The organism is Aureimonas fodinaquatilis (assembly GCF_008369445.1).
Classification (GTDB): Bacteria; Pseudomonadota; Alphaproteobacteria; order Rhizobiales; family Rhizobiaceae; genus Aureimonas; species Aureimonas fodinaquatilis.
In genome coordinates, this window is record NZ_VTWH01000001.1 from 892,110 (window position 1) to 915,479 (window position 23,370).

The window sequence follows — 23,370 nt, forward strand, 5'->3', positions numbered from 1 at the left end:
ACTTATGCCGCAAAGTGATGTTGAACAATATTAACCCGCAAAGGTTGCGAATGTTTCACCTTACAGTCACCCGTGTTTGGCAGATAGACATTCGTGGCTTATCAATCCGGATAAAATACCCGCAACAAGGAGGCTGATATGGCGGCTGATTTTTCCAGAACCATGACATTTCTGGATGGCGAATGGCTAGAGGGCAATCCGCCGATCATCGGTCCTCGCAGCCATGGGTTCTGGCTCGGATCCACTGTGTTTGATGGCGCACGCTGGTTTGATGGTCTTTCGCCGGATCTGGACCAGCATGCGGCAAGGGTCAACAACTCGGCGCGCAATCTTGGCCTCAAACCAATGATGAGCATTGAGGATATTGTGCGGCTGACACATGAGGGCGTGGAGAAGTTTGACGGCAAAACCGCGATCTATATTCGCCCGATGTATTGGGCCGAAGATGGCGGCTACATGGGCGTGCCCGCAGACCCGGAGACCACACGCTTTTTGCTGACCCTGTATGAAGCGCCCATGTTGCCTCCAAGCGGCTTCACGCTGGGCATCTCGCCGTTTCGACGTCCGACACCGGAAACGGCAGTTACCAGCGCCAAGGCTGGTTGCCTTTACCCCAACAGCGGGCGCGCTATACTGCAAGCCAAGGAACGCGGTTATGACAACGCCCTGATGCTGGATATGGTGGGCAATGTTGCTGAAACCGCGACATCGAATGTTTTCATGGCTAAGGAGGGCGTTGTGTACACGCCCGTTCCCAATGGTTGCTTTCTGAACGGCATCACCCGCCAGCGAATTATCGGCCTTATGCGTGATGCAGGTGTGGATGTTGTGGAAAAATCGCTGACGGTAGAAGATTTTCTCAATTCAGATGAAATTTTTACCACAGGCAACCATTCCAAGGTTGTACCGGTTATTGGTATTGAAGGCCGGTCTAAAGCGGTTGGGCAATTTGCTGAAACCGCCCGGGAGTTGTACTTCAGCTATGCAAGAGGATTAAAAAACTCCACAACCGGCTGACTGCAAACCGGATCGCAATCCACGATCAGAAGGAAACTGAGAAAATGGCTTTCACTCTGCCCGAACTCCCATATGCTTACGACGCGCTGGGACCATACATGTCCAAGGAAACGCTCGAATTCCACCACGACAAGCACCACAATACCTATGTGGAAATGGGCAATAAGCTGGCTGCCGAAGCCGGGCTTGGCGATGCTTCGGTTGAAGAGGTTGTCAAACAGTCTTTCGGCAAGAATCAGCCATTGTTCAACAACGCTGCGCAGCATTACAATCACATCCATTTCTGGAAATGGATGAAGCCCAATGGCGGTGGCAAGTCTTTGCCCGGTAAACTTGCAGCAGCGTTTGAAAGCGATCTTGGCGGTTACGACAAGTTCCGCAATGACTTTATCGAAGCGGGCAAGGGCCAGTTTGGCTCCGGCTGGGCCTGGGTATCCGTGAAGGATGGCAAGCTGGAAATTTCCAAGACACCAAACGGTGAGAACCCGCTGGTACACGGCGCCGCGCCAATTCTTGGCGTTGATGTGTGGGAACATTCCTACTACATCGACTATCGCAATCTGCGCCCGAAATATCTTGAGGCCTTTGTCGATAACCTGATCAACTGGGACTACGTGCTGGAGCGCTTTGAAGCTGCCGGCAAGTAATTGATCCTTCAGTGAATGGCAATGCCGGTCAAATGACCGGCATTGTTTCTTTATCAACCACCGCAAGAGCGAACGCATAGACCAGTGCGGTTTCCTCCAGACGGGCAAAGCGGCCAGACGCGCCGGCATGGCCTGCATCCATATTTGTCTTCAGCAAAACCGGGCTGTTTCCGGTCTTCACAGCCCGCAGGCGTGCAACCCACTTTGCCGGTTCCCAATATGTCACGCGAGGATCTGTCAAGCCTGCCAGCACCAAGATGGGCGGATAATCCTGCGCAGTCACATTGTCATAGGGACTGTAGGAGGCAATCCGCTCATAGTCTGCCTTTGACACGATCGGGTTGCCCCATTCCGGCCATTCAGGCGGGGTGAGGGGCAGAGTATCATCCAGCATGGTGTTCAAAACATCTACAAAAGGCACAGCGGCAACAATGCCGCCAAATGCCTGCGGTGCCATATTTGCCACCGCACCCATCAGCATGCCGCCGGCCGAGCCGCCATGGGCAACAATGCGGTCATGCCGGGTAAAGCCCTGTTCAACCAGATTGTTGGCCACGTCAATAAAATCATGAAATGTATTGAGCTTGTGCTCGCGACGACCGTTTTCGTACCAGGCAAAGCCCTTGTCCTTGCCGCCACGAATATGGGCAATGGCCCAGACAAATCCGCGATCGACCAGCGACAGCGCATTGGAGTTGAAGCTGGCCGGTATGGAAATTCCGTAGGAGCCATAGCCGTATAACAGGCACGGCGCGCTGCCATCCAGCGGCGTGTCGCGGTGGTGCAACAGCGAAACCGGCACCAGCTCGCCATCGCGCGCAGGTGCCATGATCCGGCGGGTTACATAATCCGCAGCGTTGTGGCCAGACGGGACTTCCTGTGTTTTCAGAAGCGTCCGCTCGCGGCTGGCAACATCATAATCGTAAGTCTGGCTGGGCGTTGTCAGCGACGAATAGGAAAAGCGGATTGTCGTTGTGTCAAATTCGTAGGTGCCGGAAAGGCCAAGCGAATAGGCTTCCTCTTCAAAGGCAACGGAATGCTCGGCCCCGTCATCAAGATTGCGCACGACAATGCGCGGCAAGCCGGCCCGGCGTTCCAGCCAGATCAGATGGCGCCGCAGTGTGAAATGCGACAGGATGAGCCGGCCGTCTTCGTGGGGAACAAGGTCAACCCAGTGCTCCTGACCCGGGTTTTCCGGCGAGGCCGTGACAATCTTGAAATCACGCGCGCCATTGGCATTGGTCAGAATGTACAAGACGCCATTGGCTTCATCGACGCTGTACTCCACACCCACCTCACGCGGGGCAACCAGCAGCGGTGCGGTCTGTGGCGCATCAGCCGGAATGAGCCAGACCTCCGACGTCTCATGGTCGTGCAGGTCAATGGTGATGTACTTTCCGGACTGCGTTTCCCCGGCGTTCATGAAAAAACCCGCGTCTTTTTCCTCATGAACCAGCCGGTCGTTGGCGGGGTCTGCGCCCAATTCATGGTAGAACAGTTTATCCGGCCGGTGGTTGGCGTTCATTCTTGTGTAGAAAAAGCCGTCACTGGCCGCTGACCAGGTGGCACTGCCGCCCGTATCGTCAAGTCGCGTGGCATCATCCTTGCCGCTTGCCAGATCGCGCACCGCAATTGTGTAGAATTCAGAGCCTGCATCATCATAGCTCCAGGCGAGGAGCCTGTGATCCTTTGAATGGGTTGCCCCGCCCATGGAGAAATACGGCTTGTCACCCGCCTCGACAGGAACGTCGAGCAGCACGGTTTCCTCACCGCCATTGCGCGGGACCCGTACAAAGCGAGGATACTCCGCGCCTTGCTGGTAGGAAATTCCGTAAGCATATGGCCCATCCGGTGCAGGAACAGACGAGTCATCTTCCTTTATGCGACCACGCATCTCGGCCACGAGGGCTTGCCGCAATGCCGTTGTGCCAGCCAATGCCTTTTCCTGGTAAGCGTTCTCCGATTCCAGATAGGCGCGGATATCGGCGTGAAGCAGTTCAGGATCACGAAACATTTCCTGCCAGTTGTCGGCCCGCAGCCAGCCGTAATTGTCCACCCGGTCTATGCCATGCGTCTGCGAATGAGCCGGGCGCACATGCGCAACTGGCAAAGCGGCGTCGGCTGGAATTTTCAACATTGGGTCTCGCTTGCGATGGTTTGGCAGTTTGCCGATCAAAAACTGGTAGCGTTGCGGCAAAGCCGCGACAAGGGGCTGGCGGGTTAAGAAAATTTTACCAATCAACCTGTAAATGGCTCAATTATTAAATCTTGGGTTGAAAATCGTGTGAAACCCACGCCAACAAGGTGTTAAAGTGGCGGCAACGGGTTGAAGAATCAATCTTGAAACCTAACATGGAAAAGCAGTCAGTCGGTTAGCATGGATCGTTCGTTTCCCTAGCCATAACGGCCGTCAAAGTAGAGGGAGATCGACCGCATGAGAGGCCATTATGAACAGCTTTTTTATTTAGCTGTCGCATTGCCTTTTCTTGCTTCCATGGTCGCATCACCAGCGCAACGCTATCTGAAACAATATTCCAGTTTTATTCTGGCGCTGTTTCCCATCGCCGCGTTTACACTTATTTTTTCCGTTTCCGCCCAGATCCAGGCACATGAAGCTATTGTTTTCGGCTTCAACTGGGTGCCAAGCCTGGATGTGGCATTTTCCTTCCGCCTGGATGGCCTGTCTTACGTATTCGCTTTGCTGATACTAGGTATTGGTGCGCTGATCATCTTGTATTCCGGCGGGTATATGTACAAGAGCGACAAGATCGGTCGCTTTTATGCGTTTCTGTTCTTGTTCATGGGTGCAATGCTGGGTCTGGTGCTTGCCGATGACCTGATGACGCTGTTCATCTTCTGGGAATTGACATCGATCACGTCGTTCATGCTCATTGGCTTCCAGCACGAGCGTGAACTGGCACGCCGCGGTGCCATTCAGGCGCTGGTGATCACCGGCATGGGCGCTCTGGCGCTGCTGGCCGGGTTCATCATGATCCGGCAGAGCACGGGCTTCACCACGCTGTCTCAGCTGATTGCGCAGCCGGAGGCCATTATCGAGGGCGGGCTGTATGTGCCGATCCTTCTTTGCGTGCTGCTTGGTGCATTCACCAAATCCGCGCAGATGCCGTTCCACGTCTGGTTGCCCAATGCCATGGAAGCGCCAACGCCGGTTTCCGCTTATCTTCACTCTGCCACCATGGTCAAAGCGGGCATCTATCTGCTGATGCGGCTTTTCCCGGCTTTGGGGGACACCGTTCTGTGGGAAGCGCTGCTGGTGCCATTCGGCAGTGTCACGCTGGTCATAGGTGCATTGCTGGCGCTTCGGCAAAGCGATGTGAAGCTGATCCTTGCCTATACGACAGTGGGTTCGCTGGGCTTGCTGGTGCTTTTGATCGGGATTGGCACGGACATCGCGCTGGAAGCGGCGGTGCTTTATGTCGTGGCGCACTCGCTGGCAAAGGCCTGCCTGTTCATGGTGGCCGGTTCGGTAGACCATGGGGCTGGCACGCGTGATATTCGCGCCCTTGGCGGGTTGGCTCGCACCATGCCGTTTACATTTGCGGCGGCGCTTCTGGGTGCTGCCGCCATTGGCGGGCTGCCGCCCTTGTTCGGCTTTCTGGCCAAGGAAGAAATTTATGCGGCGGCAGTGGGGGCAGGGTCGGCGCCATACATGGCGGCGATGATACTCATTACGCTGGTGGGCAACACGCTGATGTTTGCCACCGTGCTGATTGTGGCGCTGAAGCCGTTTATCGGGCAGTTGCCCAGCGGCTTGCGCCGCGCGCATGAAACATCGCTGATGGTTTGGCTGCCCGCTCTTGTGCTGGGCGCGGTCGGCCTGGCGGCCGGCGTCTTCCCGTTCCTGATTCACCAGTACATTTCCAATCCGATGGCTTCGGTTACGCTCAACAAAACCATCGAGCTGACAGTCGCTCTTGGCTTCCACATCGGCGCGCCATTGGGCCTGTCAATCGTAACTGTGCTGGCCGGCATTATGATTTTCCGCAAGTCCAAGGAATCCAGAGCACGGGTTGCCGGCTGGTTGACGGCCATCGGCTGGGGTCCGGACCGGGGGTTCGACCAGTTCATGCGCGGGCTGATCATATTTTCGGCCGGGTTGACGAATTTCCTGCAGCCGGGGCGGCTGGATTACTACATGCGCACGACCTTCCTGGTCATCATTGGCGTCTTGTGGGTTACGATGATTGCCACAGGTGGTCTGCCAAGCCTGCCGGAATGGCCGATGCTGTATTTCTACGAATGGATGCTGCTGTTCATTCTGGTGCTGGGTGTCGTTGTGGTGGCCATTGCGCCCAACCGGTTGACGGCCATGCTGTCGCTGGGCATTCAGGGTCTGGCAGTGGCGCTACTGTTCCTGCTGCTTGGCGCTCCGGATCTGTCGTTTACCCAGTTCATGGTTGAAATTCTGTCGGTTGCCATTCTGGCCCTGGTTATGACCCGGCTGCGGCTGCAGCCGGCTGACAGGCGGCCATGGCGGGAGGTTACACCCGAATTTGCGCTGGCGGCACTGGGTGGAATTGGCCTGGCTCTGTTCCTGATCACCGTGACCCAGACTGAACTGAACACGGATCTGTCAGATTTCTATGTCAAATACGCTTATGTCATCGCGCATGGGCGCAACATCGTGAATGTTATTCTCGTGGACTTCCGGGCAGTGGACACAATGGGCGAAATTGCCGTTGTGCTGACCACAGGTGCGGCCATTCTGGCGCTGGTTCGCATCCGGGTTTCCAAGAAAGACCGGCATGGAGTGAAGAAGAAAAAACGGGCTGCAAGCGAGGTGCAATCATGAGAACAGTTATTTTCCGGGTCATGGCGCCATACCTGACCAGCCTGATGTTTCTGTTCTCGCTGTTTGTATTGCTGCGTGGCCATAATGAACCGGGCGGCGGTTTTGCCGGCGGGTTGATCGCTGCCTCGGCCATCGCGGTCTATGGTATGGCGGTCGGCGTGGATACAGTGCGGCGCGCTCTGCACTTTCACCCGATCGGTTATGCCGGTTTCGGCCTTATCATTGCGGTTCTTGCCGGTTGCGCTTCCATCTTCGCGGGCTTCCCGTTCATGACGGGTCTGTGGTGGTTTCCAAATGCGCTTGGCGGCGCGCCAATATCCACGGCCCTGTTCTTTGATGTCGGTGTTTATCTCGTTGTGGTCGGGTCTATTTCGTCCATCGCCCTGTCTCTTGAAGAGAGGTACGTGGACTAATGGAGATTGCACTCGCCGTTGTCATTGGCATCATGTTCACATTCGCGATCTATCTTCTGTTGTCGCGCTATATCATCCGCATGTTGCTGGGCGTCGTTCTTCTGGGCAACAGCGTTAACCTGACAATTTTCGTTGCCGGGCGCATCGGGCCCATAGCGCCGCCTCTGATACCGGGCGGTCTGGACATGCCGCCCATGGCAATTGCCAATTCTGTGCCGCAGGCGCTGATCCTCACGGCAATTGTTATTTCATTTTCGTTTTTTGTTTTTCTGCTGGTCCTGACCTACCGCGCCTATCAGGACCTTGAAACTGATGACACGCAGGACATGCGGGTTGCCGAACCTGAAAATGAGGGGCTTCCCCCTCTGGGATACTGAAAGAAATGACAGCAACACAAAGCATCGAAGAAATGCTTCGTCAGGCCATGGTGCTGGAGACAGCCGACTATAGGACCTGGCTGCTGGTGCTGCCGGTGATTATCTGCTTCCTGTTCGGGGCAGGGCTGTTGATGCTGCGTCGGCAGATGCATTGGCATGCGCCTGTGGCCGTGGTCGGGCTGGTGCTGTTGCTGGCGGCAGACATTGCACTGTTTGCTGAAGTCTGGCGCAATGGCACGCTGGCTATGGCTATGGGTGGCTGGAAGCCGCCTTATGGCATATCCTTCGTGGCAGACATGACCAGCGTGCTGTTTCTGACGGTTGCGGGCTTTGTTGGTCTGGCGTGCGGCATCTACGCAATAGCATCCATAGATCAGGAAGAGCGGCGCTACGGGTTCTATCCGTTCCTGTTCATGTTGATGGCCGGCGTCTCCGGAGCGTTCCTGACAGGCGACATCTTCAATCTTTATGTCTGGTTTGAAGTGATGCTGATCGGCTCGTTCGGCCTGCTCATTCTGGGCTCGGAGCGTGAACAGCTGGACGGTGCGACCAAGTACTGCTTTCTGAACCTGATCGGCGCAACGGTTTTTCTGCTGACCACCGGCTATATTTACGGCACTTTCGGCACACTGAACATGGCCGATATTGCAGTCAAGGCCGCTGCAGTGGAAGGCGATGGAACGCTGTTGACCATCGCGGCCCTGTTCCTCGTGGCTTTCTCCATGAAAGCGGCTGCCTTTCCGCTGAACTTCTGGCTCCCGGCTTCTTACCACACGCCACGTTTTGTGGTTTCGGCGCTGTTTGCCGGGTTGCTGACCAAAGTTGGCGTTTATGGACTGATCCGGGTTGAGTTGATGCTGTTTCCGCCAGAGCGTGGCGGGCTTGGCATGGTTATGGCGTGGATGGCTGCCTTGACCATGATGACCGGTGCGCTGGGCGCGTTGGCGCAGAGCGACATGCGGCGCATGCTGAACTATGTGGTGATCACCGGCATAGGCACCATTCTGGCGGGCATGGCCATTCCGCCATTTCTGGAAAGCGCATCGGACAGCATCACGACCGGTGCGGCCAGTGTTTTGAGCAATCGCGGGCTTGAGGGCAACGGGGCGGAACTGACGACGCTGGCCACCGGGCTCGCCGGTGCCTTGTTCTATGCCATTCACTCGATTGTGGTGATGACGGCATTGTATCTTGCTGCCGGTGTCGCGGCATTCCGCAACGGCTCATCCTCGCTGCATGAAATGGGTGGCTTGTGGCGGCGGAACCCGATTTTCTCGGTCATGTTCCTGGTTCTGTTGCTGGCGGTAGCCGGTCTGCCACCATTCTCCGGCTTCTGGCCGAAAATGCTTCTGGTGCGCGCCTCTGTCTCGGCGGATCTGCCATGGCTTGCCGCCGTCATTCTTTTGTCCGGTTTGTTGATCACTATAGCTTGCATCCGCGCATTTGCACTGGCGTTCTGGCGCCCGTTGCCCGCGCTGGCCGCGGCGGCAGATGTGGGTGAGGCACGGCAGATTGCGGAAGAAACATTTCGCGCGCCGCCCCCCGGAACGCCGGTTGCCCTGGTGCCTCTGGTTGCGCTCTGCATCTTTGTCATCGCTACCGGACTATGGCCGGAATGGCTGGCCAAATTCAGTTATCAGGCGGCAGCAGAACTATTGCAGCCGCGTGGTTATCTGTCATCCATCCTGGAGGTGTCAGCGCCATGACCTTGTTTGTTGTCAATATTGTTCTGGCGCTGGTCTGGGTCATCGTAACGGCGGCTTTCAGCCTGACCAATCTGGTTTTCGGCTTCATTCTGTCGGCCTTCACGCTTGGCCTTATCCGTGAGCAGATCGGCACCGGCGGCTATGTCCGGCGCAGTGGCCGTGTGGCATCCCTGATCTTTTATCTGTTTACGGAGATTTTCGTTTCGGCATGGCGGGTGGCAGTGGCGGCGTTGCGTCCCAAACTGGACCTCAAACCCGGCGTGTTCATTTATCGAATGATGGTGGACCGGGATTATGAAATTGCCATGCTGTCGAGCCTGGTGGGCCTGACGCCGGGATCGCTGGTTCTGGATGTTTCGGAAGACCACACAACGCTTTTCATTCATGCGCTGGACTGTACCGATCCGGATGCGGAGCGCCGCCGTATTGCCCGCGGGTTTGAACGCAAACTGCTGGAGGCATTGCGATGAGTTTTCTGGAATTTTCAGACAGCGTTCTGGACTGGAGCCTTTCCATCGCACTGGCCATGCTGGGTGTGGCCTTTGTGCTGACCATCACTCGCATCTACAAAGGGCCTACCCTGCCGGACCGGGTGTTGGGGCTGGACCTTCTGACAGCCAGCTCAATCGGCTTCATTGCCATTATTGGCATCGATACCGGCTTTACGCTTTATGTTGACGTGGCCATTGCGCTGGGTCTTGTCGGCTTTCTGGCCACAGTGTCATTTGCCCGCTTCATCATGGTGCGCGGCGACACGGAAAGATCTCCTGTGCAGGAGACACAGGAAACCGAACAGCGGCATATTCGCAAACCCATTGGCAATCATGAGGTGTTGCGATGAGTGGCATCGGCAATCTCATCGCCTCGCTTCTGGTGCTCGCCGGTGCGGCCTTTACCATGGTGGCGGCCATCGGCATTCTGCGCTTCCCGGATTTTTATACGCGCATGCACGCGGCGGCCAAAGCCGGCACGGTTGGCTCGGTTTTGATGCTGCTGGCGCTGGCCATTGTTTCCAACGAAACGGCTGAAGTGCTACGGGCCATTGCCGCTATCATCTTTTTCCTGATGACCGCGCCGATTGCGGCACATCTTCTGGGCAAGGCAGCGCAGTCTGCCGGCTATCGCATGTGGGAAGGATCTGTGCGGGACGAACGTTCCATGGCGCAGTCGCAGCCGGAAGACGAGGTGGATACGCTGACCGGATAAGAGCGGTTCACGCCGTCATTCGATCAACTGATACTGCTCCCACCTTTTGTGCGGTCGCATCGTCCTGCTGTTGCAGCGCAGCCGTTTCAATTGGAAACGCTTCTGATCAACCTGCGGTTCTGCCGGTTGCAATGAATTCCGGGTTGGCGAAGCCCCCACGGCCCAGCCGCTCGTGCTTGCCATAAGTCAGGGTCAGCCCATCGGGTGTACGCACAGTGCCGCCTGCCGCTTCCAGCACGGCTTCGCCCGCAGCCGTGTCCCATTCCATTGTGGTGCCGAAGCAGGGGTAAATATCCGCAACGCCCTCGGCGATGCGGCAGAATTTCAGCGATGAGCCCATGGACACGATTTGCGCCGGCTGCAGGCGCTCCAGAAACAGATCCGTCTGTCCTGTCCTGTGCGACCTACTGGCCAGTGCCACTGCGGCCTCGGGCACATAATCGCGAGCGGAAATCGGTTCTGCATCGCCATAGGGCGTGCACCAGCGGAACGCGCCCAGTGCAGAACCGGCATACATTTCGTTCAATGCCGGGGCAAACACCACGCCGGCAACCGGGCGTCCGGCCTGCACAAGCGCGATATTGACAGTGAACTCGTTACGGCCCGCCACAAATTCCCGTGTTCCATCCAGCGGATCAATCAGGAAAAAGCCCGTCTTCGTGGCGCAGCCTTCCATTCCTTCGGAGCAGGCTTCCTCCGCCATGGCAGGAATGTCTGGAAAAGCTTCGGCCAGGCGGCTCAGAATGATAGCCTCCGCCGCCTTGTCGGCTTTGGTGACAGGGCTGGCATCGGCTTTCCAACCGGTGACAAAACCATCCGCCCGAACCGCCATGATGGCCATGCCCGCTTCGGATGCGACATTGCGCATGACATCCATCAAATGCTGAAGCACTGCCCTTTTCCCCTGCTGGCGTAGCAAGCCTTTCATTGCAGAAGGCACGTTGCATGGCAACGATCATATTCAGGCAGCTTGTCCGATTGCTGGCCTTTTATTCTCGGTTCTGGCAGACAGTGGGGCAAGGTTTCGCGGTTTGGCAGGGGATGACTTCAATGCGCAAGGCAGACGCGGCAAGTGTGATGATGATTGTGTTTGCCGGGCTGTTCGGCGCGGCAGGAACCGCCGGGGCAGCCTATGCGGCACATGCCACGTCATCTCCCTTGCCTGCGATTGGCAGCGCCATTGCACTGGTGCACGCTCCGGCGCTGCTGGCACTGGCGCTTGCCCCTGCACAACTGATCACCGCGCGCCATGTACCCGGTGCCATGCTGATCGCCGGCGTTCTGCTGTTCTCCGGTGATTTGGCCAGCAGACTGGTATTTGATGCCAGACTGTTCGCCAATGCTGCGCCAAGTGGTGGCATGCTGCTGATACTTGGCTGGTTAAGCATTGCTGTCTGCGCCATCACAGCCTGGGTCAGAAACCGCGCGGATCAAGGCGAAATTGGCCGCTGATCTGCGGGTTGCAAGCACCGCGCAAGCCTCGCGTTGATTTTTCCCGGAACCACAAGCCAGTGGCAAGGTCTGTGCCTCATGGTCGCAACTGACAGGGCAGGCGCATGGGGCGTCTTTCCCAGGTTTTTGCAGCAGCTGCTTTCATCAGGTGGCACAGTGTCGGGAAAGCAGCGCCATATGGGTTATCACGCCATGCCGGACTTAAGCGACAACAGTCGCGGACCCGAAAGGGAACGCCTGCTGGCCTTTGCACTGCGTGAGGTGATTGCAGAACTGCGTCTTGTCGACGTCGCGGATTACATTGCATTTCTTCGCATGGAAGCCATGGGCAATATTTCCGATATTCTTGAATCCTCCTGCCAATTGCATTTGAAAGCAGGAGCTTTGTCTTTTTCCAATGGCGGCGATATTCAAGTCAACTGGAACAGGCCGCCTGTGGTTGAACTGGATATGCGCCTTCTGGAGGCTGCAACAGATGTGCATTTCCGCCTGATCATGGCAGAGGGCAAAAGCGCCGTGCGCATCGACCATTTTCCCAAGCTCAGTGACAATGAGACAGATACCGGCCAGACGAGGCGGCTGATCGAGGTGCTGGAAGCCGTGCGTCTGCCGGCTGGCCACGCGTGAAGCGGGCATTTGCGTTCAGAAACTGTTGCCCAAAGGACTCATTTTCCGCGCCGGAATAGAAAAAGCGACAACAAGCGTAAATTTTTTCTTAATGCGGTTGGAGTCAAGTAACCCTTTAACAGCAACAAGTTGGTGCGTTAAGTGGAATCAAACTCTGAGTCGCTTAGTTAATTTTAGGGATGGCCCGGATTCCCTGTCTCCGGCTATCAAATAACCAGGTTGGGGTTAACTGATTCGGCGGGGACAAAATGATCGTTGTGGTGGACAATCGCGAGCTTGTCACAAGCGGATACAAGTCTCTCCTAAATGGAGAGGGTGTTTCATCAGCCGGTTTTCAGGTTGAAGATTTTCAGGAATGGGTTGAAAGCGCCTCTGATACTGACGTATCGGCAGTTGAAGCCTTTCTGCTCGGGGACTTTCCTGAAAGAAACACTTTGACGAAGCTTGTGCGTGGCCGCAGCAATGCGCCAATGATTGCACTGGCGGAAACCCGAGCGCTCACCACCACCTTGGACCTGTTTGCAGCAGGCATTGATGATGTGGTGGCCAAGCCCGTGCATGTGCGTGAAATTCTGGCCCGGGTAGGTGCCATTCGCCGCCGGGACACGCAGGATCGCCGCCGCACGGATGCCGATGAAATCAGCGTTTTCAGCGATGGGCGAGATGCAGAAGTTGGCGGAGAACCTCTGGTTCTGCCACGCCGCGAACGCCGCATTCTGGAATATCTGGTCGCCAACAAGGGGCGCCGGGTTTCGAAACAGCAGCTGTTTTCTGCCATCTACGGAATTTTTGACGAGAACGTCGAAGAGAACGTCATTGAAAGTCATATTTCCAAATTGCGGAAAAAACTGAAAATGCGTCTTGGTTATGACCCGGTTTCATCCAAGCGTTACCTTGGCTACGGCATCGGGGTCTGACACCAGGCCAGCATTGACTGGAACAGCAGAAACTACTTCTTGTTTTCCAGAAGCAATGTACCTTCCTTTTTCAGCTTGCCGGTAACCTTTTCGGCAAGCGAGGCAAGGAAGCCCGGCAGATCAATTTCGATGTGGACATGATTGTCCAGCACATCCAACCTGCCGACAACAGACTGGCCCATCATTCTGGCTCGAAAATCCAGATGATCGCCGCTCCAGACATCTTCAAAGCTGACAAGGCCACCCGTCGCCTCGGAGCGCACCCTGTCGAAGCCATTGGCTATTCTTGCGCGGGCGGCATCGCGGGTGAGTTCGTGGGAAATGTCCACCGTGACGGTTTTGGCCATGCTGCTGCTCCGTTTCAATGGTGGGGATATGGGGCAGAACGCGGGATTGCGCAATCATTCCAGAGCATTTCCCAATATTATCATCCACCATCACTCCGGCAATTCCATTCGTCTGTGCGGGCCGAGTGACTGGATGAACCCTGCGTCATGGCTGACGACAAGCACCGCGCCATCATAGGCGGCGAGGGCGGCTTCCAGCGCGGCAATCCCTTCAAGATCCAGATGATTTGTCGGCTCATCCAGAATGAGCAGTGATGGCGGCGGCAGACCACCAAGAGCGCATGCCAGTGCCGCACGCACCCGCTCGCCACCGCTGGAATCGCCAGCCAGGCGCAAAGCATCTGCGGCACGAAAGCCAAACCGTGCGAGGGCTTCGTGCGCCATATGTTGATTTGCGCCAGCATTCAGGCTCAGAAAATTGTCCAGCAAGGACTGTACCCGATTCAGTTGTTCCACATGCTGATCGAGCAGCGCAAACGGCACCTTGCAGTGCCGCACGCCGCTTTGCGGCATGATCTGACCGGTGATCAGTTTCAATAGGGTTGATTTTCCGCTGCCATTCGGTCCGGCGATAACCACGCGCTCAGGACCGGTGATGGAGAGCGACAGATTGGAAATGACCGCTTGGCCTGGGTTGTAACCGGCTGTGACATTTTCAAGCCGCAGAACCTGTTTGCCAGCGGGCAGGCCGGTGGGCGCAATGTCCATGCACACCGGCTGCAGGATCTCGATTTTTTCCCTCGCGCCTGCCAGTTCCTCGTCTGCTGCCATGCGTCTGGCATCACGCAGGCGGTTGCTTGCGCCACCGGAAGCTTCAGCCCGACCCCTGGCGGCATCCATCAGGATTTTCGGCTGGTCACCTTTCGCGCGGGCTCTGTGCCCGGCCCCGTCCTTACGGGCCTTTCGCTCCGCCGCCAGTTGCGCACGCCTGTCGGTTTCATCACGGGTCTTTTCAGCATGGGCAAGGCCGCGCACTGCCGCACTGATTTCCGCAGCTTTCTGTTGCTGATAGTCGCTGTAATTGCCGCCATATCGCGTAGCGCCCAGCGACGTCAGCTCAACAATGGCGTCGATTTCTTCCAGAAGCTCGCGGTCGTGACTGGCGATGATGACACCACCCGTCCAGCTTGTGACAATATCAAGCACCGCTTTTCGACCGGCGCGGTCGAGATTGTTTGTGGGTTCGTCCAGAAGCAGACTGTCGGCATCAGCAACAAGCAGCGCGGCCAATGCTGCACGGCTGCGTTGGCCGCCGGACAGGCTGGACAATGGCGTTTGTGCCGTGGCTGCTAGGTCGCACCGCGCAAGTGCCATTTCAATCCGTGCAGGCAGCGTCCAGTCCGCATCTGCCAGCTCATCGGCATCAGCCAACCCGTTTTCCGCCCGCTCGAGCAGGTCGAGTGCGCATCGTGAGTTGAACAGATCGGCAATGGTTGCATCCCGGTGCAAAGTCACATCCTGCCGCAACATGGCCATGCTGCCACGAAGCTGCACCGCACCCGCCGCAGGTTTGATTTCACCTGTAATCAGGCGCAGCAATGTGCTTTTGCCCGTGCCATTGCGCCCGACAAGGCCGGTGCGTTCACGTGCAAAACTCAATTGCAGATTGTTGAAAAGCGTGGTGCCGTCAGGCGTGGACCAGAACAGTCCGTTCAAAGAGACAATTGCCGACATGGGGCATGACTTCTCGCAGCGTTACCAGAGGGGTTAAAGCAGCGTTGGTCCGGTCCATGGCGAAAATCTCTCCAGTCTGAATAGAGCCACGCTGGCGATTGTTCGCCAGCGTGGTTCCTTATTGATTTAAGCGGATGCGCCGCGATTGCCACCCTGCTTCCAGCGATTGCCGGCAGGTTTGGCGGAGCGGTTTTCACCGCCTGGCTTGCCCTGTGCCTTGCCGCGGCGTTCGCCCGGCTTGCCGCCGCGTGGTGGCTTGCGGTCACCGGTTGGCTGGCCGGCACGGCCACGCTGCGGGCGTGGGCCACGCTGATTGCTTTCCTCTGGCAGGGTTGCCAGCACGGCGCTGTCAGAAAAGCTGGTCTTCTGCACGTCAAAGCGCAGACCTGTCAGCTTTTCAACGCTGCGCAGTTTTGTGCGCTCTGAAGGGTCGCACAGGGTAATGGCGATGCCGGACTTGCCAGCACGCGCCGTGCGGCCAATGCGGTGCACATAGCTTTCAGCCTCTTCCGGCAGATCAAAGTTGATGACATGTGAAATGTCGTCAACGTGAATGCCGCGCGCCACAATGTCGGTGGCAATCAGCACTTTCAGCTTGCCCGCATGAAACTCTGACAATGCCTTCTGGCGTGCGGCCTGGCTTTTGTTGCCGTGGATGGCCAAAGCCTGAATGCCGGCTTTTTCCAGATCCGTTGTCAGGCGGTTTGCGCCGTGCTTGGTTCTGGTGAACACAACCGTCTTTTCATAATTCGGCAGTTCCTGAATCAACCAGTGCTTCTTGGCCTTTTGCGGCACAAGGTAAATGCTCTGATTGATCTTTTCGACGGTAACCACTTCAGGTGTGACTTCCACCCGAACCGGGTCAGACAGAATGCGCGCAGCAAGTGTCTCGACATTGTTTGGCATGGTGGCCGAGAACAGCAGCGACTGGCGCTTGGCTGGCAGCAGTTTAACAATGCGCATGACATCGCGCACAAAGCCCATGTCCAGCATGCGGTCAGCTTCGTCCAGCACAACATGGCGCACTTCGGAAAGCGACAGCGCCTTCTGGTCGATCATGTCCAGAAGCCGGCCCGGAGTGGCAATAACGATGTCCACACCGCGACGCGCGGTTTCAATTTGCGGGCGAATGGAAACACCACCAAAAACCACCATGTGGCGAATGGGGGTGCCAGCCGAATAGGCTTTCACATTTTCTGCGATCTGCAGTGCCAGTTCACGCGTGGGCGCCAGAAACAGCGCGCGGCAATGTTTGGCAGAAGCGCGATCGCCAGCTTTCATCAAGGCATCAATAACCGGCAGAGAAAATGCAGCGGTTTTGCCAGTGCCTGTCTGAGCGATGCCGAGCACGTCACGTCCTTTAAGAACCGACGGGATGGCTTTGGCCTGAATAGGGGTAGGGGTAACAATTTCCAATTTGGAAAGTGCGGCAAGCAGCACTTCGGAAAGCCCGAGTGCTTCAAAACGAATTTGGGTCAAGGAATGCCTATGACTGAAAGCAGACAGCGCTGCTGTCTGCCGAAATGGCCAGATGTCTTCGCGCGGAAGCGACGTTCTGGCACGGGGCTGTGGCCAAACACCTTTAACGGCATTGGCAGGCGCACGTTCAAAAAAGTTACAGACGGGCGCAGCGCGATCACAGCGTTACAAGCGCTCATATCGGCTTATTTGTGCGGCGCGTCAAGAGGCTGACTGCGCCAAAGCCTCATCGTTCCAATTCTGCCTTCAGCATTTCAAGGTTCAGCCACTCATCTTCCGAAGCCGCCAGCTCTGCCCGGTCCCTGTCGATCTTGCTTGCCAGTTCGGCAAAGCGCGCCGGCTTTTTGGTGAACAGCGTCGGGTCTGCCATTTCTGCTTCCGCAGCGGCAATGTCGCGTTCCAGCCCAGCTATTTTGCCCGGCAGATTTTCCAGCGCAAATTTCTGCTTGAACGACAGCTTTGAGGCAGGCGTATTGCGCGCAGCGGTAATGGGCTCTTTGTCTGTGGCTGCCTGTTTTGGCTTTTCCGCCTTGCGGGCCTCTTTTTCGGCGCCTCGTTTTTGCGCCACCATGTCGCTGTAACCGCCAGCATATTCCAGCCAGCGGCCATTGCCGTCCGGCGAAATAACGCTGGTAACGGTTCTGTCCAGAAAATCACGGTCGTGGCTGACCAGAAGCACTGTGCCGGGGTAATTGGCAATCAGTTCCTGCAACAGGTCCAGCGTTTCCATGTCAAGATCGTTGGTCGGCTCGTCCAGCACGAGAAAATTGGCAGGCGTGGCCAGAACCTTGGCCAGCAGAAGGCGTGCCCGTTCGCCACCGGAGAGATTGCCGACAGGTGTGCGAATTTGTTCGGGCTGGAACAGAAAGTCTTTCAAATAGCCTGCAACATGGCGCGCTTCGCCATTAACCATAACCTGATCGCCGCGCCCGTCGGTCAAAGCATCGCACACCGGCAGGTCATCCCGCAGACGGGCGCGTTTCTGATCCAGAAAGGCAATGTCCAGCCGGGTGCCGATGCGCACTTTGCCGGAATCGGGCTGCAATTCACCAATCAGCATTTTCAGCAAAGTGGTTTTGCCAGCGCCATTTGGCCCGACAAGGCCCAGCCGGTCGCCACGTTGAATGCGGGTGGAAAAGTCGTTCACCAACACCCGCTCGCCAAAGGCCTTGCTGATGCCAATGGTTTCGATCACCAGCTTGCCGCTTTCCCGCGCCTCGCCAGCCACCATTTCCACTGCGCCAACTGCGCGGCGTGCGTCGCGTCTATCGGCTCGCATCTGGTGCAATGCAGCCAGCCGGCGTTCATTGCGGGTACGCCGCGCCGTCACGCCATAGCGCAGCCAGTGCTCTTCGCGCACAATCTTTCGGTCCAGCTTGTGCTGCGCGGTTTCTTCTTCTTCCAGCACCTTGTCGCGCCAGCCCTCAAATGCTGCAAAGCCCTCATTCAGGCGGCGGCTGCCGCCCCGGTCAATCCACACCGTGGCCTGGGTTGTGCGCTCAAGAAACCGCCGGTCGTGGCTGATAATGACAATGGCGCTGCGCATGGCGCGCACTTCATCTTCCAGCCATTCAATGGTTGGCAGGTCCAGGTGGTTGGTCGGCTCATCCAGCAGCACAATGTCCGGCTCTGGCGCCAGCACGCGAGCCAAGGCCGCGCGCCGCGCTTCCCCGCCGGAAAGATCGGCCGGGCGGGCATCGCCTCTCAGTCCCAATCCTTCCAGAAGCCGGGCTACGCGCCATTTGTCGTCTGCTGGGCCAAGACCCGCTGCAACATACTCTTCCACGCTCTCCACATCGCCAAAGTCTGGCTCCTGCGCCAGATAGCGCACAGTGGAACCCGGCTGGCGAAACACCTCGCCCTTGTCTGGTTCGACAATTCCGGCGGCAATTTTCAAAAGCGTGGATTTGCCGGAACCGTTGCGGCCTACCAGCGCAATGCGGTCCTGCGGCAGAACATTCAATTCAACGCCGGAAAGCAGCGGTGTGCCGCCGAAAGTCAGGTGAATATCGTCGAGACGAAGAAGCGGAGGAAGAGCCATGCCGCTTCTTATCTGATGACAGGAACTTTTGGAAAGAGCTTATTCTGACCGCAGACTGGTTTGTGCCGCCGCAATGTCGCGCTCCAGCTCTGCCTCTGTTTCGCTGTTGGGGCGGGAAAAGCGGGCAAGCGCCAGATAGGCCACCGGTGTCAGGAACAGTGTTGCCACCGTGGAAAGCCCAAGCCCGCCAACAATGACATAGCCAAGCGAGGCGCGCGCTTCGGCACCGGCCCCGGCGGAAAAGATCAGCGGCACACCGCCGGCAATGGTGGCAATCATCGTCATCATCACCGGACGCAGGCGAATGAGCGAGGCTTCCTCGATTGCCTGCCGGACATTGCGCCCCTGATCGCGCAACTGGTTGGCAAATTCCACAATCAGAATGCCGTTCTTGGCCATGATGCCAACCAGCAGCACAAGCCCGATCTGGCTGTACAGATTGAGGCTTTCGCCGAAGAACAATAAAGCGAACACCGCGCATGCCAGGCCGAAGGGTACGGTGGCGATGATGATAAAGGCCGACACAAAGCTTTCAAACTGGGCAGCCAGAACCAGAAACACAATGATGATGGCAAAACCGAAAACCAGTGTCAGGCCACTGGATGTCTGCTGCAATGTGGCGGCTTCAGCCAGCGGAATGATCTGCGTGCCGGCAGGCAGATAGGGCGCGGCAAAACTGGCCAGCTCATTCCAGCTTTGCTGCATGGAGGCACCGGCTGGCAGGTCGGCGGACATGCCAACGGCGCGCGCCTGATTTTCCCGCGACAGGGTAGGGGCAATGGGTTCTTCCATAACCGACACCACGGTGGACAGTGGCACGATGCGCCCGTCTGGCACACGCAGGAAGATGTTTGACAGGTCGCCCGGATCATTCACCGGATCGGCAGATGCCACCAGCCGGATGGGGACAGAGCGGTCTTCCACAAAGGTTGTGCCAATTTCCCGCCCGTCAAGCAGCGCCTGCATTGCCACGCCCAGCCGGTTGATATCAATGCCCAGATCCGAAGCCCGGCTGCGGTCTATGGAAACGGAAAGCTGCGGTTGTGTGGCTTCAAATGCCAGCCGTACGGAACCCCAGCGGCCATCTGCCGCCATTTCCGTGCGCAATGTCTCTGCCGTGTCGGCCAGTGCGGTGTAGGATGTGCCGGTCAACGCAAATTGCAGGCCTCTGCCACCACCACGAATGCCAAGCGAGTTGGGCTGAATGATCTGCACCTGCACGCCGGGAATTTCGGCAAAGGCCACGTTCAATTCGCTGGCAATCTGCCGCTGTGTCCTTTCACGCGCATTCCAGTCTGCCAGCGGCACCACCATGAAGGCGGCATTGCCGTTCATAATGCCGATGCGGGAATAGGCGCTCGTGGCCTCTCCACTTTCCGCATAGGGAATGACTATATCTTCCACCCGGCGTATTTGCGCATCCAGATAATCGAGGCTGGAGCTTTGCGGCGCGGTGATCATCATCAATATCACGCCGCGGTCTTCCGGCGGGGTCAACTGGCGGGCAATATTGCCAAAAGCCAGAGCGGCAATGCCCGCGAAAACCAGCGAGATGACGACAACCACCAGCGGAAAATTCAGGGCCAGCCGCAAAAGCCGGGCGTAAATCTGGCCCAGCCTGACGCCTGTTTCGCCCACCCAACGTTTCACCTTGCCGGTGTTGTTGTGCCGGCCTTCGCGCGCCAGCAGCCGAGAGGCCATCATCGGGCACAGTGTCAGCGCAATGAAGGATGAGATGATGACGGCCAGTGCCAGCACGAAGCCGAATTCACGGAACAGGCCGCCCGCAACGCCGGGCAGAAACGATATGGGTACAAAAACTGCAGCCAGGGTTGCTGTGGTGGAAATGACGGCAAAGAACACTTCGCGCGTGCCGATAACGGCGGCAGCCTGCGGGCTCATGCCCATATCCCGCCGTCTGACAATGTTTTCCAGAACGATAATCGCGTCATCAACAACCAGACCGGTGGCAAGAACCAGCGCCAGCAGGGTGACGATATTGATGGAAAATCCGGCCAGATAGATACAGGCGATAACGCCAATCAGCGCCACCGGAATTGTTGCCGCCGGAATGAGGGTTGCTCGCATGGACAAAAGAAACAGGTAGATAACCGCAATAACGATCATCACCGCAAGCCCAAGGGTCAGTTGCACCTCGTGAATCGACCCGTTGATAAACACGGCTTCATCGCTGATCAGCACAATTCGGGTGCCATCGGAAAAACCGGCATTCAGCGTTTCGATGGTGGAGCGCACACCCTCTGAGATTGCAAGCGTGGAGGCACCGGCCTGGCGAACGATTTCCAGCCCGATGCCGGTTTGGCCATTAACCCGCAATTTCGACGAAGCTTCATCCGGGCCAATGCGGACATTGGCGATATCGTGCAGCCTTGTGGTGCGATTGAGCAGAATTTCGCCAAACTCTTCGGGCGTGGAAAGGTTGGCATCTGCCCGAACAATCAGCTTCTGGCTGGCAGATTCCAGCGCACCCGCAGGCACATCCATGGAAGCGTTTGCCAGCGCGTCTGTCAGATCGGTCAGCGTCAGGCCGCGTGTCGCCAGCTCATCTGCGCGAATGTCGATATAGATCTGCTGCTCGCGGTCGCCAGACAGCGTAACCTCCGCCACGCCCTCCACGGCGGCAATTCTGTCTGCAATCTGGTCGTCGACCAGCGTTGTCAGGTCCTCAATCTTCATGGAGGGGGAAAGAACGGCCAGCCGCATGATTGCGTCGGCATCCGCATCAGCTTTGACGATGCGCGGCTCATCAGCGTCATCCGGCAGCCGGTTGGCAATTGCCGCAACCGCATTCGTCACATCATTGGCTGCAACATTAAGGTCGGTTGAATCGGAAAATTCAATGACAACCCGGCTGTTGCCAAGCCGCGAGCTGGATGAAATGGAAACGATGCCTGCAACTCTGGCAATGGCACTTTCCACCTCACTCGTCACCTGCCGGTCGACCGCCTCGGGCGAAGCGCTTTCATAACTTGTGGTTACGGTAATGACCGGGCGATCGACATTTGGAAGTTCACGGATTTCAACGGACTGGAAAGCTGCCAGACCGGCAACCAGTATCAGCATGTTCAGGACCAGCGTCAGAACCGGCCGTCGGATGAACAGCGAGGTGAATTTGGTTACACCATCCTGTGCCATCTTGCTCATGGCGTTGCAGATCTTGTCTGGCCGGGCACATCACCCTGTGCAAGGAAGGCCCTGTCGCCGCTTGCTGCCGGCGAACGGTCAACGGTTGGCACTTCATCCGGCAGGGCAGGCAGTGCTGCCGGGTTCTGCTGGCGCACAGGTGCGCCCTCGCGCAACTGCTGCAGCCCTTCTGTCACCACCGCATCTCCAGCGGCCAGCTCGGTGGAAGATACAAGAACCCGGTTCACGCTGCGTTCGATGATGTTCACAGATGCCTTGCGAACCGCCCCGTCAGACACAACCCAGACATAGGGGCCCGAGCGTTCCCACTGAACAGCCAGTGCATCGACAGAAAGATATTGCTGGCCGGGAAAGCCGATATCCACCGTGAAAGACATTCCGGGCCGTAAGTCATCGGCTACATTGTCCACGGTTGCTTCGGCGCGCAAGGTGCGGCTGGCAGCATCAACCCGGTTGTCCAGCGCCGAAATCTGCCCGCTATATTGCTTGCCCGTGCGGGTCGTGGGTATGGCTGTTACCGCATGATCGAGTGCAATTTGCGGAACGAATGCCTCCGGTATTTCAACCACTACTTTCAATTGCGACCGGTCATCCAGAGTTGCAACCAACGTCTGGTTTGAAACCAGCGCTCCCGGCTCAAGCGTCACAAGGCCGATGCGGCCGCTGATCGGCGCGGTGATATTGCGGTCTTCCAGGGCGATTTCCGCTGATTGAAGGTCCAATGCAGCGGCTTCCACCGCGCGGCGCACTTCATCATTCTGCACGGTCGTGACTGCCCCGGTGCGCAGCAACGACTGGTAGCGGGTGGCCTGTTCCTGCGCCGCTTCCAGTGCAATGCGGGCCCGCTGGACTGCCACTGTCTCGTTGCTGTTGCGCAGGGTGGCCAGAACCTGCCCCTGTTCAACCGCGTCGCCAGAGCGCACATTGATTTCCTGAACCAGTCCGGTTGCGTCCGGATAAATGGCAACTGAACGCTGAGCCTGCCCGGTGCCGATTGTGCGCAACCTGTCGCGAGTGACGTCTGGTCGGACGATATCGGTTACAACCAGTGTCGCCTGATTTTGGCGCGAGCGCTGGGGCGTGGCGGAAATTTTTGTTTCCGACCCGCGTGAGACTGCTTCGACCAGAGAGACGAGCGGGGAGGGCAGACTGTCGCGGTATGCCAACAATGCGCGGCCCGGTGTTTCAAACGCCCACAACGAAACCAGCGCCAGCGCGCAGACAACAAACAGTGCGGCAAATATCTGTCGAATGAAGGCCATTGGTTCCTTTGCCATGATCGGCGATATCATCTGCCCTTATAGCATTATCGCTAAACCATCATTGATGACCATTCTTCACAAATTTCTACCAAACGGCGTTTTCTTTCGTAACGTTTTGTTGCGCGAAATGTTGCCTGAAGCATTTCTGCCTGGAACGCCATGGTGCTTTGCAGCAAAAACGCGAGTGTTTGAAACGGCCGTGTTGAGCACTTGACCTTGTGTTTCAG

At 57.2% G+C, this 23,370-nt stretch carries 21 protein-coding genes; 13 read left to right on the top strand and 8 right to left on the bottom strand.

The features are described 5' to 3' along the window. Window positions 1-138: 138 nt before the first annotated feature. Entirely contained in the window at window positions 139-1,017 is an 879-nt protein-coding gene (locus FPY71_RS04165; RefSeq protein ID WP_149297887.1) for a branched-chain amino acid aminotransferase, read from the top strand. A 44-nt stretch (window positions 1,018-1,061) separates the two neighbouring features. Continuing rightward, window positions 1,062-1,664 carry a superoxide dismutase gene (locus FPY71_RS04170; RefSeq protein WP_149297889.1) on the top strand — a complete coding sequence of 201 codons (603 nt, stop codon included), beginning with the start codon at window positions 1,062-1,064 and terminating at the stop codon, window positions 1,662-1,664. Between the two features lie 28 nt (window positions 1,665-1,692). On the opposite strand, the gene FPY71_RS04175 is transcribed toward FPY71_RS04170, so the two are convergent. Further along, complete coding sequence (locus FPY71_RS04175) at window positions 1,693-3,801, bottom strand: S9 family peptidase (protein WP_149297891.1); 2,109 nt, start codon at window positions 3,799-3,801, stop codon at window positions 1,693-1,695. Between the two features lie 297 nt (window positions 3,802-4,098). Between FPY71_RS04175 and FPY71_RS04180 the strand changes: the two genes are divergently transcribed. Genes FPY71_RS04180 through mnhG form a run of 7 tightly spaced genes read left to right on the top strand, consistent with a single transcriptional unit; the run spans window position 4,099 to window position 10,179 of the window. Next, on the top strand, window positions 4,099-6,477 hold the full coding sequence (locus FPY71_RS04180) for a putative monovalent cation/H+ antiporter subunit A (RefSeq protein ID WP_149297893.1): 2,379 nt from the start codon (window positions 4,099-4,101) through the stop codon (window positions 6,475-6,477). Then, window positions 6,474-6,890: a Na(+)/H(+) antiporter subunit B gene (locus FPY71_RS04185; RefSeq protein ID WP_149297895.1), complete on the top strand. Its 417-nt coding sequence runs from the start codon at window positions 6,474-6,476 to the stop codon at window positions 6,888-6,890. The genes FPY71_RS04180 and FPY71_RS04185 overlap by 4 nt, the downstream gene beginning before the upstream one ends. Continuing rightward, the gene (locus FPY71_RS04190; RefSeq protein WP_149297897.1) at window positions 6,890-7,267 is read left to right on the top strand and encodes a Na+/H+ antiporter subunit C; all 378 of its coding nucleotides are present in this window, start codon (window positions 6,890-6,892) and stop codon (window positions 7,265-7,267) included. Before FPY71_RS04185 ends, FPY71_RS04190 begins: the two co-directional genes overlap by 1 nt. A gap of 5 nt (window positions 7,268-7,272) precedes the next feature. Then, window positions 7,273-8,973, top strand: a complete 1,701-nt coding sequence (locus FPY71_RS04195; protein ID WP_149297899.1) for a proton-conducting transporter transmembrane domain-containing protein — start codon at window positions 7,273-7,275, stop codon at window positions 8,971-8,973. Continuing rightward, on the top strand, window positions 8,970-9,443 hold the full coding sequence (locus FPY71_RS04200) for a Na+/H+ antiporter subunit E (RefSeq protein WP_149297901.1): 474 nt from the start codon (window positions 8,970-8,972) through the stop codon (window positions 9,441-9,443). The genes FPY71_RS04195 and FPY71_RS04200 overlap by 4 nt, the downstream gene beginning before the upstream one ends. Further along, on the top strand, window positions 9,440-9,814 hold the full coding sequence (locus FPY71_RS04205; RefSeq protein WP_149297903.1) for a cation:proton antiporter: 375 nt from the start codon (window positions 9,440-9,442) through the stop codon (window positions 9,812-9,814). Before FPY71_RS04200 ends, FPY71_RS04205 begins: the two co-directional genes overlap by 4 nt. Continuing rightward, window positions 9,811-10,179 (top strand): monovalent cation/H(+) antiporter subunit G, encoded by a 369-nt coding sequence (gene mnhG, locus FPY71_RS04210; protein WP_149297905.1) that lies wholly within the window; start codon window positions 9,811-9,813, stop codon window positions 10,177-10,179. The genes FPY71_RS04205 and mnhG overlap by 4 nt, the downstream gene beginning before the upstream one ends. A 106-nt stretch (window positions 10,180-10,285) precedes the next feature. Here mnhG and cysQ read toward each other — a convergent pair whose 3' ends face one another. Further along, window positions 10,286-11,107 (bottom strand): 3'(2'),5'-bisphosphate nucleotidase CysQ, encoded by an 822-nt coding sequence (cysQ, locus tag FPY71_RS04215; protein WP_425457854.1) that lies wholly within the window; start codon window positions 11,105-11,107, stop codon window positions 10,286-10,288. Between the two features lie 122 nt (window positions 11,108-11,229). Between cysQ and FPY71_RS04220 the strand changes: the two genes are divergently transcribed. The 3 genes from FPY71_RS04220 (at window position 11,230) to FPY71_RS04230 (ending at window position 13,175) form a co-directional block, all read left to right on the top strand. Further along, window positions 11,230-11,631, top strand: a complete 402-nt coding sequence (locus FPY71_RS04220; RefSeq protein WP_149297907.1) for a DUF423 domain-containing protein — start codon at window positions 11,230-11,232, stop codon at window positions 11,629-11,631. 78 nt (window positions 11,632-11,709) lie between these two features. Continuing rightward, entirely contained in the window at window positions 11,710-12,258 is a 549-nt protein-coding gene (locus tag FPY71_RS04225) for a hypothetical protein (RefSeq protein WP_149297908.1), read from the top strand. A 248-nt stretch (window positions 12,259-12,506) separates the two neighbouring features. Next, window positions 12,507-13,175, top strand: coding sequence for a response regulator transcription factor (locus FPY71_RS04230; protein ID WP_149297910.1), 669 nt, complete (start codon window positions 12,507-12,509; stop codon window positions 13,173-13,175). A gap of 32 nt (window positions 13,176-13,207) precedes the next feature. Here the strand turns inward: FPY71_RS04230 and FPY71_RS04235 are convergent, their stop codons facing one another. The 6 genes from FPY71_RS04235 to FPY71_RS04260 form a co-directional block, all read right to left on the bottom strand. Next, on the bottom strand, window positions 13,208-13,522 hold the full coding sequence (locus FPY71_RS04235; protein ID WP_149297912.1) for a polyhydroxyalkanoic acid system family protein: 315 nt from the start codon (window positions 13,520-13,522) through the stop codon (window positions 13,208-13,210). A 90-nt stretch (window positions 13,523-13,612) separates the two neighbouring features. Further along, window positions 13,613-15,196: an ABC-F family ATP-binding cassette domain-containing protein gene (locus FPY71_RS04240; protein ID WP_149297913.1), complete on the bottom strand. Its 1,584-nt coding sequence runs from the start codon at window positions 15,194-15,196 to the stop codon at window positions 13,613-13,615. Between the two features lie 126 nt (window positions 15,197-15,322). Next, window positions 15,323-16,675: a DEAD/DEAH box helicase gene (locus tag FPY71_RS04245; protein WP_149297915.1), complete on the bottom strand. Its 1,353-nt coding sequence runs from the start codon at window positions 16,673-16,675 to the stop codon at window positions 15,323-15,325. 226 nt (window positions 16,676-16,901) lie between these two features. Then, window positions 16,902-18,716: an ABC-F family ATP-binding cassette domain-containing protein gene (locus tag FPY71_RS04250; protein ID WP_149297917.1), complete on the bottom strand. Its 1,815-nt coding sequence runs from the start codon at window positions 18,714-18,716 to the stop codon at window positions 16,902-16,904. Window positions 18,717-18,755: 39 nt separating this feature from the next. Continuing rightward, window positions 18,756-21,881, bottom strand: coding sequence for an efflux RND transporter permease subunit (locus FPY71_RS04255; RefSeq protein WP_149297919.1), 3,126 nt, complete (start codon window positions 21,879-21,881; stop codon window positions 18,756-18,758). Next, complete coding sequence (locus FPY71_RS04260; RefSeq protein ID WP_188052195.1) at window positions 21,878-23,143, bottom strand: efflux RND transporter periplasmic adaptor subunit; 1,266 nt, start codon at window positions 23,141-23,143, stop codon at window positions 21,878-21,880. Before FPY71_RS04260 ends, FPY71_RS04255 begins: the two co-directional genes overlap by 4 nt. On the opposite strand from FPY71_RS04260, the gene FPY71_RS18415 reads away from it, so the two are divergent. After that, on the top strand, window positions 23,133-23,357 hold the full coding sequence (locus FPY71_RS18415; protein ID WP_188052196.1) for a hypothetical protein: 225 nt from the start codon (window positions 23,133-23,135) through the stop codon (window positions 23,355-23,357). The genes FPY71_RS04260 and FPY71_RS18415 overlap by 11 nt on opposite strands. Window positions 23,358-23,370: the final 13 nt, after the last annotated feature.